Source organism: Streptomyces scabichelini (assembly GCF_011045015.1).
GTDB lineage: Bacteria > Actinomycetota > Actinomycetes > Streptomycetales > Streptomycetaceae > Streptomyces > Streptomyces scabichelini.
Map to the genome: position 1 here is coordinate 1 of NZ_JAAKZY010000247.1, position 14,829 is coordinate 14,829.

12 protein-coding genes and 1 pseudogene are annotated in these 14,829 nt (G+C 70.4%); 6 read left to right on the forward strand and 7 right to left on the reverse strand.

Annotation, left to right across the window (positions count from 1 at the left end):
- The first annotated feature begins 8 nt into the window (after positions 1-8).
- Both G5C60_RS43440 and G5C60_RS43445 read left to right on the forward strand, forming a co-directional pair.
- Entirely contained in the window at positions 9-1,220 is a 1,212-nt protein-coding gene (locus tag G5C60_RS43440) for an SAV2148 family HEPN domain-containing protein (protein ID WP_241267495.1), read from the forward strand.
- Between the two features lie 118 nt (positions 1,221-1,338).
- Positions 1,339-2,061, forward strand: a complete 723-nt coding sequence (locus tag G5C60_RS43445; protein WP_165268493.1) for a 3'-5' exonuclease — start codon at positions 1,339-1,341, stop codon at positions 2,059-2,061.
- A 64-nt stretch (positions 2,062-2,125) separates the two neighbouring features.
- On the opposite strand, the gene G5C60_RS43450 is transcribed toward G5C60_RS43445, so the two are convergent.
- From G5C60_RS43450 to G5C60_RS43460, 3 genes are all read right to left on the reverse strand, one after another.
- The gene (locus G5C60_RS43450; protein WP_338146090.1) at positions 2,126-4,033 is read right to left on the reverse strand and encodes a protein kinase domain-containing protein; all 1,908 of its coding nucleotides are present in this window, start codon (positions 4,031-4,033) and stop codon (positions 2,126-2,128) included.
- Positions 4,034-4,122: 89 nt separating this feature from the next.
- Positions 4,123-4,704: a YbaK/EbsC family protein gene (locus G5C60_RS43455; RefSeq protein WP_165268495.1), complete on the reverse strand. Its 582-nt coding sequence runs from the start codon at positions 4,702-4,704 to the stop codon at positions 4,123-4,125.
- Positions 4,644-5,702 carry an EamA family transporter gene (locus tag G5C60_RS43460; protein WP_165268497.1) on the reverse strand — a complete coding sequence of 353 codons (1,059 nt, stop codon included), beginning with the start codon at positions 5,700-5,702 and terminating at the stop codon, positions 4,644-4,646. Before G5C60_RS43460 ends, G5C60_RS43455 begins: the two co-directional genes overlap by 61 nt.
- A gap of 81 nt (positions 5,703-5,783) precedes the next feature.
- Here G5C60_RS43460 and G5C60_RS43465 point away from each other — a divergent pair, with 81 nt between their 5' ends.
- Complete coding sequence (locus G5C60_RS43465; RefSeq protein WP_165268499.1) at positions 5,784-6,686, forward strand: LysR family transcriptional regulator; 903 nt, start codon at positions 5,784-5,786, stop codon at positions 6,684-6,686.
- Between the two features lie 38 nt (positions 6,687-6,724).
- Here the strand turns inward: G5C60_RS43465 and G5C60_RS43470 are convergent, their stop codons facing one another.
- Positions 6,725-7,594: a phosphotransferase enzyme family protein gene (locus tag G5C60_RS43470; protein WP_165268501.1), complete on the reverse strand. Its 870-nt coding sequence runs from the start codon at positions 7,592-7,594 to the stop codon at positions 6,725-6,727.
- A 155-nt stretch (positions 7,595-7,749) separates the two neighbouring features.
- On the reverse strand, positions 7,750-8,538 hold the full coding sequence (locus G5C60_RS43475; protein WP_165268503.1) for an oxygen-binding di-iron domain-containing protein: 789 nt from the start codon (positions 8,536-8,538) through the stop codon (positions 7,750-7,752).
- A 117-nt stretch (positions 8,539-8,655) separates the two neighbouring features.
- Between G5C60_RS43475 and mgt the strand changes: the two are divergent.
- Positions 8,656-9,913, forward strand: a pseudogene (gene mgt / locus G5C60_RS43480) (macrolide-inactivating glycosyltransferase).
- 23 nt (positions 9,914-9,936) lie between these two features.
- On the opposite strand, the gene G5C60_RS43485 reads toward mgt, so the two are convergent.
- Both G5C60_RS43485 and G5C60_RS43490 read right to left on the reverse strand, forming a co-directional pair.
- Positions 9,937-10,482 (reverse strand): DUF1697 domain-containing protein, encoded by a 546-nt coding sequence (locus tag G5C60_RS43485; RefSeq protein ID WP_165268507.1) that lies wholly within the window; start codon positions 10,480-10,482, stop codon positions 9,937-9,939.
- A gap of 120 nt (positions 10,483-10,602) precedes the next feature.
- The gene (locus G5C60_RS43490) at positions 10,603-11,811 is read right to left on the reverse strand and encodes a S8 family peptidase (RefSeq protein ID WP_165268509.1); all 1,209 of its coding nucleotides are present in this window, start codon (positions 11,809-11,811) and stop codon (positions 10,603-10,605) included.
- Between the two features lie 422 nt (positions 11,812-12,233).
- Here G5C60_RS43490 and G5C60_RS43495 point away from each other — a divergent pair, with 422 nt between their 5' ends.
- Positions 12,234-14,501, forward strand: a complete 2,268-nt coding sequence (locus G5C60_RS43495; protein ID WP_165268511.1) for an MMPL family transporter — start codon at positions 12,234-12,236, stop codon at positions 14,499-14,501.
- Between the two features lie 54 nt (positions 14,502-14,555).
- The coding region (locus tag G5C60_RS51350) for a hypothetical protein (protein WP_206440728.1) at positions 14,556-14,829 on the forward strand (274 nt) is incomplete at its 3' end.

The following is a 14,829-nucleotide window of genomic DNA, read 5'->3' on the forward strand; positions in this document are numbered from 1 at the left end:
GGCGGGAGCTGCCTCCTGGTGACGGTGGTCACGAGGGGAACTCCACGAATGTCCCACCCGGGGCGGTGTCTCTGGCGCGACCGATGGAGATCGGAGCGGAGCTGGACTGGGGCGCCGAAGCCTGGGGCGAGGTGCGTACGCGCGCCCAGCGGGCCGGACGCGCCTACATCTGGCTGAACCTCGTCGAACAGCGGCTGCGCGCGGTCGTGGCCGCTGTTCTGCGCCCCATCTACGAACCCGTGCACGGCGAGGACGACTGGGTGGTCGCCGCCGCAGGACCCGCCGGCCAGGAATGGGTGCAGCGCGCCGTCGCGGTACGCGAGGTCAGCCGCCGCAAGGGCTATCTGCTCGACCCCGCCGACGACAACGTCCTCAGCTTCCTCACGCTGCCGCAGCTGCGCGAGCTGATGGTGCAGCACTGGCCATGCTTCGAGCCGTACTTCGACGAGCGCCGGGACGTCGAACTCGCTCTGGACGAACTGGAAGTCACCCGGAACGTCGTCTCGCGCAACCGCGCCCTGTCCGAGGCGGTCCTGGCCCAGGCCGAGCGCGCCTCCGCGAAACTCCTGGAGATACTCGGGGCGGGCAGCGATGTGCCGTCCGCGCGGCGGCTGCCCGTCGACGCCGTCGAGAACCTGGTCGGCGACCGGTACGCGGACGTGGTGGCCGTGCACGCCGACCGGGTGCGGCTGATGCGGCAGTTCCCCGCCGAGGACATCTTCGGCAGTGCCCGCCGCCTCGACGCCATCGGCATCGGCCTGAACCTGCTGGTGCAGAACTTCTCCGGGCGGCGGCTCGTGCGCCTCGCCGAGTCCGGCTGCCGGGTGCGGCTGCTGTTCCTGAACCCGGCCTCCAGCACCGTGAAACGGCGTGAGCGCGAACTCGGCATAAAGCGCGGCGAGTTGAGCCGCTCCGTCGAGATGAACATCCTGCACATGCGGCGGGTGAGGTCCCGGCTGCGTGACCCGGGCGCCTTCGAGATCCAGGTGTACGACGAGACGCCCCGCTTCAGCGCGTATCTCGTCGACGGGGACGGCTCGGACGGCATAGCGGTCGTCCAGTCCTATCTGCGCCGAACGCGGGGCATGGAGGCGCCGGTGCTCGTACTGCGCGGCGGCGGGCGCGTGGTGAAAGCGGATGACACCGGCGAAGAGGGGCTTTTCGGTACGTACCGCGAGGAGTTCGAGCTGGCTTGGGCGGATTCGCGGCCTGTGTCCTGACAACTCCCGTGACCGGTGAGCGGAATGCCGATAAGCGGAACGCGGTCCTCTGATTGTCAGTGGCACATGGGATCGTAGAGATCACTGGGGGAACGCACCACGAAGAAGGGGGCCCGGTATGGGCTGGCACGGCGAGCTGCTGATCGGCTTCGACCTGGAGACGACCGGGACGGATCCGCGCGAGGCGCGCATCGTCACGGGGGCGGTGATCGAGGTCAGGGGCGGAGAGCCGATCGGGCACCGCGAGTGGCTGGCCGATCCGGGAGTCGAGATCCCGGCGGACGCGGTGGCGGTGCACGGGATCAGCAACGAACGGGCGGCCGCGGAGGGCCGCCCGGCCGACGAAGTGGCCGACGCGATCGCCTCGGTACTCGTCTCGTACTGGCGCACGGGCGTGCCGGTCGTGGCGTACAACGCGGCCTTCGACCTGACCCTGCTCTCCGCGGAGCTGCGGCGTCACGAACTGCCGTCGCTGCGCGAGCGCCTTGACGGACTCGCCCCGGCGCCGGTCATCGACCCCTACACCATCGACCGCTCCGTGGACCGCTACCGCCGCGGCAAGCGCAACCTCGAAGCGGTCTGCGCGGAGTACGGGGTCGTGCTCGACTCCGCCCATGACGCCTCGGCGGACGCCCTGGCAGCGGCCCGGCTCGCCCGCGCCATAGCCGGCCGCCACCCGAAGGTCGCGGCCCTCGGCCCGGCGGAGCTGCACCGTCGTCAGATCGAGTGGTACGCCGAGTGGGCGGCCGACTTCCAGAGCTTCCTGCGCCGCAAGGGGGACGCGACAGCGGTGGTCGACGGGACGTGGCCGCTGCGGGACTCGGCGAGCGAGCGGGTCTGAGGGGGCGCCGCGTCGCCCGTCGAGCCTCGCGTAGAAGGCTCAGGGCGCGGCGGCGTTGAGGACGTCACTCCGTGCTGCGCAGCGCGATCCAGGTCTCGCGGCGCACGACGCCGTTGGCGTCGAGTGCCTTGCCGCTCTGGAAGTTTCGCACCGCGGACTCCGTTCCGGGGCCGAAGTCGCCGTCCACACCGGTGTTCCCCACGCTGTACCCGCGCTTCGTCAGCATGCACTGCACCTGGAGCACGCGCTTGCCGCTGTCTCCCTGGCGCGTCAGTCCGTTGCCGGAGTAGTGCGTGCAGTCGGAGATCCAGGGTGGGGTCGCGGGTTTGGACGGCGGCTCGGGAGGCGGGCTGCTCCGGGACGGAGAGGCGTCAGCGGGGGCGCTGGTCTCGGTACCGGGCGTAGAGGGATCGTTTCGGCGGTCGTCGTCGGCGGTGCTGGAGGCCTCGGGACGCGAGGTGTCGCCGCCGACGCCGTTGGCACCTTTGCCGGACTTGCCGGACGTGCCGGGCGCGCCTGGGGCAGACGTCCCGTCCGGGGCTCCGGGCACCGGCGACACGTCGGTGTCGCCGGGCACGGTGCCGACGGCGGTCGGCGCACCGGCTTCCGGGGACGAAGCGCTTGCGTCGGTGTTCTGACGTGCGAGCACGAAGACCCCCGCGGCCACCGCGCAGAGGACGATGCCCCCGGCGACGGCCAGCACCGGCTTCCTCCGCACCCAAGCCCAAGGAGGTGCTCCTCCCGGGCGTGACCGCCCCGGCGGTGTGACGGCGGACGGAGCTGCCGCCCGCACCGGTGGCCCGGAACTGGGTGGAGTGGGGTGGGGCGCCTGCTCCGGTACGGAACTGGGTGGAGCGGGGCGGGGCGCCTGCTCCGGTGCGGAACCGGGTCGAGTGGGGTGGGGCACCTGCTCCTGTACGGAACTGGGTGAAGCGGGCTGGGGCACCCGCCCGGACGTCGTCTGTTCGACGGGGAGGCGGTGCAGCGTCTCGTACGCCTGCTGCCGGGCCAGCACCTTGCCGCCCAGCGGCTCGGGCCAGAGGGGCATCCCGGAGTTCGCCCCGGAGTTCGCCCTGGAGTGTGCCCGGGCCGCCGCGTCGATCAGGTCCTGCGGGACAGGCCGCCGCTCCGGCTCCTTGGCCAGGCAGGCGGACAGCAGCGAAGCGAGCGCCTCGTCCGCCGCCGATATCGCACCGATCACCTCCGGATTCGGCTCTTCGAACGCCACCCGGTGCATCACGTCCACACCCGTGCCGTCACCGAACGGAGCACGCCCGGTCGACGCGTAGACCAACGTCCCGGCCAGCGTGAAGACATCCGACGCCGTGTCGCACCGGCCCGTCCTCAGGTGCTCCGGTGACATGTAGGCCGGAGTTCCCACCCGGATGCCCGTGCCGGTGATCGCGCTCGCGTCCGCGGCCTTCGAAAGGCCGAAGTCGATCACATGCGCGCCCCGGACGGACAGCAGTACGTTGGACGGCTTGAGATCCCGGTGCACGATCCCCGTGGCCGCGAAGTCGGAAAGCGCCTGCCCCAGTTCCCTCACCAGACGCCAGACCGTGGCCGCATCCAGGGCGCCGTCCTCACGTACGGCTTCCGCCAGATCGAGTCCCGGGACGTACTCGGTGGCTATCCACAGCCGTTCGTCCTGGAAGCCCGTGCCGCATAATCGCGGCGTGCGCGGTGTACGGACCCGGGCGTGCACCGACGCCTCATGCTGGAACCGGCGCCGGAACTGGGCGTCCTCCGCGTACTCCGGTCTGATCACCTTCACCGCGAACAGACCGGGGCCGTCGTCCGCGGGACGAGCCAGATAGACCCGTCCCATGCCACCGCTGCCGAGCAACCCCAGCGGCACGTAGGGGCCGACACGGCCGGGGTCGCCGGGCCGCAGGGGTGAGGCACCGGTCGCCCGCAGCGCGGCAGCCTCGTTCGTCGGTGAGTCCGGTGGCACCGGCCGCTGTTCCGACACGGACCCCCCGAAGTGATTTCGTACGTACGCCAGTTCGCCCCCAATGGGAGAACGAGGCTAACCCCGGCCCGGACGTACGTTCAGCATTTTCAACCACTTCTGTCGCGCAGGCCACTCGCATTGGCTTGTTCTGGTGCTACGCGATGGGGTCCGCCCGGGCTCGCGATCCGTTCCACCCGTGGCTTGGCGACCCGGGCGTAGTCCTTGCCGGAGATGACCAGGGAGCGGTCGAGGCGGGCGGCGTTGAAGTAGAGCCGCGGCTGGGCGAGGACGTCCGGGTCGGCGACGAGTTCCAGATCGGGGTCGAAGCTGAAGGGAAGGACGGTGCCGGGTACGGCGCGGGCCAGTCGTTCGGCGGTGGCCGCATCGCTGAATCCGGCATAGCGGGCGGCGTAGAGCGTACGGACGGCGTCGAGGTCCACGCGCCGGTCTCCGGGAACGACCGCGAGGACATGGCGCGAGGTCCGCCGGTCGACCTTGACCCTGAGGACGATGCACTTCGCGGCCTCGGACGTGGGGTGGCCGCGCAGGGCGCAGACGGCTTCGGTGCTGCCTTCGGGCTCGTGGTCGATGAGTCGGTAGTCGACGGAGGAGGTGTCGAGCAGGGTGATCAGACGCTGGTAGGTCGGGTAGGCGTCGTCGGTGCTGGTTGTGCCGTGGCTGTCGGGCATTCGGGGTCCTCTGCGATGCGAGGGCGCTCCGCTTGGAGAGCCGGTGAACTGCGGTCGTTTTTGAACTGCGGGTTCGTCGTGGCTGGTCGCGCAGTTCCCCGCGCCCCTGATGGGGCGGCGGTGCGGTGGGCCCGTTCGACCGCCTGGCCCCAGTACGTGCCGGCGACCATCAGGGCCGCGCCCAGGCCGGTGAGCAGCGTGAAGCGTTCGCCTGCGAGACCGATGCCCACCGCGGCGGCCCAGATCGGTTCGGTGCCGAGCAGCAGGCTGGCCCGGCTCGCGGAGGTGCGCTGGACCGCCCACGTCTGCGCCAGGAAGGCGAACACGCTGCAGAACAGGGCGAGATAGACCAGCTGGGCCCAGGTCGCGGCGTCGGCGTGCGCCAGGACCGGGAGGTCGCGTGCGGCGGGCACCAGGAACAGGGCCGAGCCGACCAGGGTCTGCACCGTCGTCAGCTGCAGCGGACGTATCGCCCGGCCCGCGGTGAGCCGTCCGACCAGTGCCACGTGCGCCGCCCGTACCACCGCGGCGCCGAGCATCAACAGGTCGCCGAGGCGGGGCGCGTGGAAGCCGTTGCCGGACATGAGGAGTCCGACGGCCAGCACGCACACCCCGGCGGCGGCGAAGAAGGCGGGAGGCAGGCCACCGGGGTGACCCGAGCGGTCGAGGAGAGGAGCGAGCACGATGGTCAGGCTGATGATCAGCCCCGCGTTGGCGGCACTCGTGTGGGCGACGCCGTACGTCTCCACCAGCAGGACCGCGGCCTGGGTGATCCCCAGGGGCACGCCGGCCCGGATCTCGTCACGGGTCCATCGCCGGGACCCTCGACGGCCGGTGGCGACGAGGCCGGCACAGGCGAGTGCGGACAGCGCGTACCGGGCGAAGAGCACCACGAGGACGGGCAGCGCGGCGGTTGCCGTCTGGGCGGAGAGGTAGCTGGAACCCCAGACGAGCGCGACAAGGAGAAGTACCGCATCGGTACGGCGGGCATCAGGCACGCGCCCACCCTGCACCCGCGACATCCCTGAAGCCCAGAACCACTTTCTAAACCAACCCTGTAGTTTCCCTACACTCAGTGGATGGACGAAAGACAGCTGCGGATCCTGCGGGAGCTCGGCGAACTGGGAAGCGTCACGGCCGTCGCCGAGGCGCTGCTGGTGACGCCCTCGGCGATTTCGCAGCAACTGCGGCTGCTGCAACGCGCGATGCCCGTCCCGCTCACCGAGCGTCAGGGGCGACGGCTGGTCCTCACCGACGCCGGGCAGGCCCTGGCCGGCGCGGCGATCGAGGTGGAGACGGCCCTGGAGCGGGCCCGGCATACGGTCGCCGAGTTCGTCGACCGGCCGGACGGCGAGGTGTCGGTGGCGGCCTTCCACAGCGCGGGCTCGGCGTTCTTCCCCTTGCTGCTACGGAGTCTCGCCGCACCCGACGGACCACGACTGGCCCTCGCCGACGCGGACGTGACACAGGACGACTTCCCGCCTCTGACCCGGGAGTACGACCTCGTACTCGCCCACCGCCTCGAACACACCCCGGGATGGCCGCGTACCGTGACCGCCACGACGCTGCTGCGTGAACCGCTCGACGTGGCCATGCCCGCCGATCACCCCCTGGCCGTCAAGCGGCGGCTCACCCCGCGTGACGTGGCCGAGCAGCCCTGGATCACGGCCCACGACGGCTTCCCGGTGCTGGCCACCATCGACGCCATCGCCACGGCCGCGGGCAGGCGGCTCCACATCGCCCACCGCATCAACGAGTTCGCCGTGGTCGCCGAGGCCGTCGCCGCCGGCGGAGGCCTCGCCCTGATGCCTCGCTGGACGATGCGCCCGCACCCCGCGCTGGTCCTCAGGCCGCTCAGCGGCGTACAGGCCTGGCGGCACATCGACGCGCTCCACCGTCCCGAGCGGACGGCCCGCAAAGCCGTCCGTACAGTCCTCGTCGAACTGCACCGCGCGGCCGGGACGATCCGCGGCCGGGGCTGACGGGACGGCGGCCTCAAGGCCTCAGACCTTGGATGGCCTCAGAAGGGATACCAGCGAACCGTCTCGTCCCCGTCCCGCAGCGAAGCCACCCGCCGCTCGAACTCCGCCAGCGCCTTCGGGTTGCTCGGCGCATGCTGGGCGACCCAGGCGCAGCTGGCCGTCTCACGCGCCCCGCGCAGTACGCCGCAACCGTCCCACTCGCGCACGTCCCAGCCGTACGTGTCCGTGAAGGAGTCGTACGCCTCGGGCGGCAGCCCGTAGCGGTCGCGGGACAGGGCCATCACCACCAGGTCGTGCTCGCGCAGATCGGCGGAGAACGTCTCCAGGTCGACCAGGACCGGGCCGTCGGGGCCGACATGGACGTTACGGGGCAGCGCGTCGCCGTGGATCGGGCCCGGCGGCAGCTGCGGGGTGAGTGCGGCGGCGGCCGTGGCGAAGCCGTCGCGGCGCTCGCGCAGATACGCGGCGTCCGCCGGGTCGATCGCGTCGCCCGCGAGCCGCAGCCAGCGCTCGACACCGCCCAGCAGCTCGCGGTGCGGCAGGGCGAAGGCGGGGGAGGGCAGGGCGTGCACCCTCCGCAGCAGTTCGGCCAGATCACGCGGTTCGGCGGGCCGTACGGGGGCGGGCAGCCGCTGCCAGACGGTCACGGGGTGACCGGCCACGAGTCGCGCCTCGGGCTCGGCGGCCCGTACCGCGGGGACGCCCGCCTCGGCGAGCCAGACCGCGATGGCGAGTTCCCGTCGCGCCCGGTCGAGGAGTTCGGCGTCGCGTCCCACCTTGACCACCAGGTCGCCGGCGGCGAACACGGCGTTCTCGCCCAGCGCGAGCAGCTCCGCGCCCTCCATGCCCTCCGTGCCCCTGCCAAGCCCTGCCTCGGCGAGCACGTCCCGAGCCCGTGCCTCGTCCATCACTCGTCTCCCATGGCTCGCAAGTCCGGCCGCCCAGTGTCGCATTCGCCCTGGTGGGAGCCCTCACCAGGGCATGCGCACTGCTTTGGTGCCGCGCCAGTCCGTCAGCACGATGGCGAGGGCCGCCAGGGTAGCCAGAGCTGCCTGGTTCCTGGTCACCCGAGTCCGGGATGCGGTTCGGCGACGACGTCGGGCCGGCTGACGAACGCGGCTTCCGGGCCGAAGCGGGACTCCAGCGCGTCCGCGAGGTCCTTGAGCGCCCCGGCGCAGTCGCCGTTGAACGAGGAGCCGTGCATCACCGCGAGCGTCGTCGGCCGCAGATCGGCGAGCGAGCGCAGCGCGGTCGTGGTGGCGGTCAGGCAGGAGATCTGGCGGAACGTCTCCTCGGACTCCAGCGCGAGTTCGACGAGGTTGTCGCCGGTGACGGCGGGACCGTTGCCGATATGGGTGAACAGGTCGCCGCAGAAGAGGGTGCGGGTGCGCTCCTCGAACAGCAGCCGGGACTCCCAGTTGTGCGGTACGTGGGGGGTGTTGATGTTACGGACGATCCGCCGCACCTGGCTGCCGCCGATGTCGAGACTCTCGCCGTCGTTCATCGGGCGCGGCGGCCGGGACGCCAGGTCGTTGAGGGTGACCGCACAGCCCAGGGCGTTGTGGGCGACTTCGGCGTGCGGGGCGGCGGCCAGGAACTCGTTCATCGCGCCGCACTCGTCGGCCTCGACATGCCCGAACGTCACCCAGCGCAGCCGCTCCACCGGCAGCACGCGCCCGATCGCCTCAGAGACCGCCGGGAAGGTCGCGCGCATCCCGGTGTGGAAGATCAGCGGTTCCTCGGCCGCGACCAGGAACTGGTTGAAGGTGAAGCCGGCGGGCGGGGCGATCTCGGGAAAGTGGGTCGAGATCCGGTAGATGCCCTCGGCGATCTCGTCGATACGCGTGTCCACGATGAACCGTCCCTTCCTGACGGCGACCGCCCTCTCCTGACGGCGTCGGACTCCGCTCTCCGTAGTACCTGATCCGGCCAGACCCCGCTACCGCGGACAAGGCCGCGGCAAAATAGGTTGCACGAGACGTCTCGTCTCGTCTATGGTCGTCGCCATGACCACCTCCCGCCCCGCCCACATCGCCATGTTCTCCATCGCCGCCCACGGGCATGTGAACCCGAGCCTCGAAGTGATCCGAGAGCTGGTATCCCGCGGGCACCGCGTGACGTACGCGATCCCGCCCGCCTTCGCCGAGAAGGTCGCCGAGACGGGCGCCGAGCCCAAGCTCTGGAAGTCGACGCTGCCGTCTGCCGACGACGACCCCGAGGCGTGGGGGACCGAGCTGATCGACCATATCGAGCCGTTCCTCAGCGACGCCCTCCAGGCGGAGCCGCAGCTTGCGGCCGCGTACGAGGGGGACGAGCCGGACCTGGTGCTCTACGACATCACGGCCTATCCGGCCCGGACCCTGGCCCACCGCTGGGGCGTACCGATCATGCAGTTCTCACCGAACCTCGTGGCCTGGGAGGGGTACGAGGAGGAGGTCGGGAGGCCGATGTTCGAGCCGCTCAAGCAGACACCGCGCGGCAAGGCCTTCTTCGAGACCTTCGCGCGCTGGATCGCCGACAGCGGTATGGAGCTCAGCGTCGAGGACTTCATGGGCCGGCCCGACCGCTGCCTCGTCCTCATCCCTGAGGCACTCCAGCCCAACGCCGACCGGGTCGACCGGAGTCGCTACACCTTCGTCGGCGCCTGCCAGGGCGACCGCTCGGCGCAGGGCGACTGGCAGCGTCCGGCCGGTGCCGAGAAGGTGCTGCTCGTGTCGCTGGGGTCGAGCTTCACGAAGCAGCCGGACTTCTACCGCGAGTGCGTCAAGGCCTTCGGCGATCTGCCGGGCTGGCACATGGTGCTCCAGATCGGCAAGCACGTCGACCCGGCCGAGCTCGGCACGATTCCCGGGAACGTGGAAGTACGGGACTGGGTGCCGCAGTTGGCGATCCTGAAGCAGGCCGACGCGTTCATCACGCACGCGGGCGCGGGCGGCAGCCAGGAGGGCCTGGCGACCGGTACGCCGATGGTGTGCGTGCCCCAGGCCGTCGACCAGTTCGGCAACGCCGACATGCTCCAGTCGCTCGGCGTCGCCCGCCACGTACCGATGGAGGAGGCGACCGCGCAGACTCTCCGCGAGGCCGTCCTCACGCTGACCGGCGACCCGGAGGTGGCGCGACGGCTCGGGGAGCTCCAGGAGCAGATGGCGACGGAGGGCGGCACGAAGCGCGCGGCGGATCTGATCGAGGCGGAACTCGAAAAGGGGCCGGTGGCACACCGACGGTGAAGTCATGTCGCCCCTCGCGGCGGTCAGTCAAGGGTCAGCTCCGCCAGCTTGACCACGGTGTTCCAGTTGCGGGTGGTGGCGATGAGGCCCTTCGTCAGCCGGGGCCTCGACAGGGTCTCCGCCAGCTTGGAGCGGCCGAGGCCCTCGGGGGCGTAGAGATAGAGGCAGCGGTCGCCGAGGCGGAACTCCTCGGGCAGGAAGGCCTGTTGGTCCAGTGACGCGAACCGTTCGGGGCCGGCCGGTGCCGAGAGGTACGTGACGTGGAGCTGCTTGGGCTGCAGTTCGGCGGCCGGGAACGGGCAGGCGTCCAGCACCGCCTGGAGATACGGGTGATCGCGGACCAGGACATCGGTCGTGAAGCCGAAGTGCTTCTCGATGGCCTGGGTGATGTCCGCGGCGAGGGAGTCCTCGTCGCGGCCTTCCGCGGTGAAGACCGCGTTGCCGCTCTGGAGGTAGGTGCTCACGCCGCCGAGGCCGAGCCCTTGCAGCAGCGTGCGCAGTTCGGCCATCGGGACTTTCTTGCTGCTGCCTACGTTGACCCCGCGCAAAAGCGCCGCATACGTCGTCATCCGCACACGATAAGGCGGCCGTCGTGCCCCGTGGGGGCGGGCACGACGGCCGCGGTCGTGGGAGTAACGCATTACTCGATACGCGCTACTCGATACGAGTTACTCATTACGAGTTACTCATTACTCGACGATCTTCAGGAGCTTGTTCGGCGTGCCCGGCGACGCGTTGGAGATCGTGTCCGCGGTCGCGCCGTCGGTGAGCGCCTGGCTGACCTGGTCCGGGGTGGCGTCGGGGTGGCCGGCCAGGTAGACGGCGGCGGCGCCCGCGACGTGCGGGGTCGCCATGGACGTACCGGAGATGGTGTTGGTGGCGTCGTCGCCGGTGTTCCAGTCGGAGGTGATCTCCGAGCCGGGGGCGTAAAGGTCCACGACGGAACCGAAGTTGGAGAAGTCCGACTGCTGGTCGTCCTCGGTGGAGGAGGCGACCGTGATGGCCTCGGGGACGCGGGCCGGTGAGCCCTGGCTCGCGTCGGCCGACTCGTTGCCCGCCGCGACGGCGAAGGTGACACCGGAGGCGATGGCCTTCTGGACGGCCGCGTCGAGGGCCTCGTCGACGGTGCCGCCGAGGCTCATGTTGGCGACGGACGGGCCGGAGTGGTTCGCAGTGACCCAGTCGATGCCCGCGACAACCTGCTCGGTGGTGCCGGAACCCTGGTCGTCGAGGACGCGGACGCCGACGATCTTCGCCTTCTTCGCGACGCCGTGCGCCTCGCCCGCGATGGTGCCCGCCACGTGCGTGCCGTGGCCGTTGCCGTCCTGGGCGGTGTCGTCGTTGTCGATCGCGTCGAAGCCGTCCGAGGCACGGCCGCCGAAGTCGCTGTGGCTGACGCGGACTCCGGTGTCGATGACGTACGCGGTGACGCCCTCACCGGCGCTGTCGGGGTAGTTGTAGGCGTCGTCGCCCGCGGTCTCGGTCTGGTCGATGCGGTCCAGGCCCCAGGAGGGCGGGTTGGCCTGGGTGGCGTCGATGTGGAACTTCTTGTTCTGGACCACCTTGGCGACGGACGCGTCGGCGGCCAGCCGCTTGGCCTCGGTCTCCGAAAGGCCGGACGCGGAGAAGCCGTTGACGGCCGAGGCGTAGGTGCGCTTCAGGGAACCGCCGTACTGCTGGGCGAGGTCCTTCTTGGCGCTCTTGGTGGTCTTCTCGTCGAGCAGCACGATGTAGCTGCCGGAAACGGCGCCCTTGGCGTCGAGGCCGTAGACCTTGCCCTCGGCCGGAGCGGCCGCACCGGCGGTGGTGCCCGCGACGACGGTCATGCCCACCGCGGTGGCGGTGGTGGCTATGGCCGCGGTCAGCTTCATTCTGCGCGCACGCTGCTGTGTTGCCATGAAGAGGGGTCTCCTCGTGGTGTCTGTGGGGGGTTTGTGTGGGGGGAAAACTCGCCGCCGGGCACGGAAAGTTACCCGGCGGTTGGCACGAAACCCTGGCTGATTGACGCGCGCAGATCAACACCTACATACACCTGTGACCCATTCAACAAGTGTTCGCAATAACAAAGCGGAACAGGGGCGACAGTTCGGACGCGGCGTCCGGCGGGCAGGACGCCCTGATCGCGACCCCGAGAAGTCCAAGTACGTGTAAGGGGCCTCCTCCTCCCAGATGCTGACGTCCCGGGGCCCAGGAGGAGGACCCGGCCCGCCGTCACTTCACCGGGCAGCACGACGAGACCTCTTTATCCGGCACATACCTTCGTAATGAACGAAGGAGGCGGCAGGGGGCCGTCGCCTGAAGACGAGGGGGCAAGCCCGTCATGGGGAACGGAGACACACGGGTGCGGGGCATAGCCGCCCGGGCCGGCGGCTGGAGTGCCCGGCATCGCTGGGCGGCCGTCGGGATCTGGATGCTGTTCGTCGTCCTGACGATGGGGCTCGGCTCCGCGGCGGGCACGGTCGAGGTCAAGGACAGCGATCAGATCAGCGGTGAGACCAGCCGGGCCGCGGCCATCGCCGAGGACGCCGGGATCGAGGAGCCGGCTGGGGAGACCGTGCTCGTCCAGGCCAAGGACTCCGGTATCAAGGCGACGGACGCGGACTTCCGCGCCGCCGTCACGGCCGTGATGCAGGCGGTCGAGAAGACCGGCAAGGTGACGGACGTGACCTCGCCGTACGAGACCGACACCATCTCGAAGGACGGCCGCAGCGCGCTCGTGCAGTTCGACATGCGCGGCGAGGCGGACACCGCGGGCGAGCGCGTGGAGCCCGTGCTCAAGGCTGTCGAAGAGGTGCAGAAGGACCATGAGTCGCTGACGATCGAGCAGATCGGCAGCGCCAGCATGATGAAGACGTTCGACGACGCGTTCGGTGAGGACTTCCAGCAGGCGGAGTACTCCGCCGTGCCCGTGGCGCTCGGCATCCTGCTGGTCGCGTTCGGCGCGGTGGTGGCGGCGCTGGTGCCGGTGGCCCTCGCGATCACCGCGATCGTCGCGACGATGGGTCTGATGAGCATCGTCAGCCATGTGATGCCGATGAGCGACACCGCAAGCTCCGTGATGCTGCTGGTGGGCCTCGCGGTCGGCGTCGACTACTGCCTGTTCTACCTGCGGCGCGAGCGCGAGGAGCGGGAGGCAGGACACGACTCGCAGACGGCACTCAGGATCGCCGCGGCGACCAGTGGCCGCGCCATCATCGTCTCCGGTGTCACGGTGTGCGTGGCGATGGCGGGCATGCTGTTCACCGGGATCGCCGAGTTCGAGGGAATGGGCCTGGCGTCGCTGATGGTCGTGGCGGTCGCCATGGTCGGCTCGGTGACGGTGCTGCCCGCGCTGCTCTCGCTGCTCGGTGGGCGCGTGGAGAATGGGCGGATTCCGTTCCTGCACCCGGACAAGCGGCGTAAGCGCAAGGACGGTACGGCCGGCGGTGAGAGCCGGTTCTGGAAGAGCGTGCTGCGGGTGGTGCTGGCCAAGCCCGGCATCTCGCTGGTGGTCGCGGCCGGTGCGCTGCTCGCCATCGCGGCTCCCGCGCTCGGCATGAAGACCCAGAACCTCACCCTGGACCAGGAGTTCGGCGACTCGCTGCCCATCGTGGCGACGTACGACCGGGTCAACGAGGCCTTCCCCGGCGGGTCCGACCCGGCCGAGGTGGTCGTCAAGGCCGAGGACATCAACTCGCCCGAGGTGAAGTCCGCGATCGCCGACTTCCGTGCGCAGGCGGTGGAGTCGGGTGCCTCGCGCGGCCCGATCGACGTCAAGGTGCACGACGCACAGAACATCGCCTTCGTGTACGTGCCGCTGGTGGGCGGTTCGGACCTCGACAAGGCCGAGGAGAGCCTGACGACCATCCGCGACGAGGTGCGTCCGGCGACGCTCGGCAAGGTCGACAGCCTCGAGGCGCCGGTCACCGGTCAGGTCGCGGGCTCGAAGGACTTCAACGACCAGCTCGCCGGCGCGGTGACTCCGGTCTTCGCCTTCGTCGTGGTCTTCGCCTTCCTGCTGATGCTGCTGTCGTTCCGCTCGCTGACGATCGCGATCACCTCGATCGTCCTCAACCTCCTTTCCGTGGGGGCGGCTTACGGCATCCTCGTCGGCGTCTTCCAGCACGGCTGGGGTGCCTCGCTGGTGGGCGCGGAGGGTGTGGGCGCCATCATCACCTGGCTGCCGCTGTTCCTCTTCGTGATCCTCTTCGGCCTGTCGATGGACTACCACGTGTTCGTGGTCTCGCGGATCCGCGAGGCACGGCTGCGGGGCCGTACGACGAAGGACGCCATCGAGCACGGCGTCGTCACCACGGCCGGTGTCGTCACCAGCGCCGCCGTCATCATGGTCGCCGTGTTCGCGATCTTCGGGACGCTGTCCATGCAGTCCATGAAGCAGATGGGCGTCGGCCTCGCGGCGGCGGTCCTCATCGACGCGACGATCATCCGCGGCGTACTGCTCCCGGCGGTGATGGCCCTCCTCGGCGAGCGCAACTGGTACTTCCCGAAGTGGCTGAACCGCCTGCCGGACCTCACGCACGACGAGACCCCCGAAGCGGTGACCCCGCCTCCGCCGCCGACGGTCGAGGGGGAGAAGGTCGGGGTCTGATCCTCTCGCGCTGATCTCGCGCTGATCTCGCGGTGATTTCCGTACGTGGCCGGGGTGCACGCACCCCGGCCACGTCGCTGTGCGCTGGTCTCGAAGCGGCTACCGGGACCGGGCCTCGATCCCGTTGAGGTCCCGCACGCCGAACGTCTGCGGTTCGGCCCGGCCCTCGCCAGCCGCCAACTCCCGTCCGGCAGCCGGTACTCGGTGGCCCAGTGGTCGATGTGGAAGCCCTCGTCGAAGTACGTGGCGAAACCGCAGCGGATCACCGCCGGGGTCCCCGGCGGTGTTGTGCCTTCTGCCCGGGGGTGGGTCGGGGCCGGGTCGAGGG

What these genes read in the sequence shown, in the direction of transcription:
- G5C60_RS43445 (WP_165268493.1), top strand. Translation starts at nt 1,339, where the DNA reads ATGGGCTGGCACGGCGAGCTGCTGATCGGCTTCGACCTGGAGACGACC.
- G5C60_RS43455 (WP_165268495.1), bottom strand. Translation starts at nt 4,704, where the DNA reads ATGCCCGACAGCCACGGCACAACCAGCACCGACGACGCCTACCCGACC.
- G5C60_RS43465 (WP_165268499.1), top strand. Translation starts at nt 5,784, where the DNA reads ATGGACGAAAGACAGCTGCGGATCCTGCGGGAGCTCGGCGAACTGGGA.
- G5C60_RS43470 (WP_165268501.1), bottom strand. Translation starts at nt 7,594, where the DNA reads ATGGACGAGGCACGGGCTCGGGACGTGCTCGCCGAGGCAGGGCTTGGC.
- G5C60_RS43485 (WP_165268507.1), bottom strand. Translation starts at nt 10,482, where the DNA reads ATGACGACGTATGCGGCGCTTTTGCGCGGGGTCAACGTAGGCAGCAGC.
- G5C60_RS43490 (WP_165268509.1), bottom strand. Translation starts at nt 11,811, where the DNA reads ATGGCAACACAGCAGCGTGCGCGCAGAATGAAGCTGACCGCGGCCATA.
- G5C60_RS43495 (WP_165268511.1), top strand. Translation starts at nt 12,234, where the DNA reads ATGGGGAACGGAGACACACGGGTGCGGGGCATAGCCGCCCGGGCCGGC.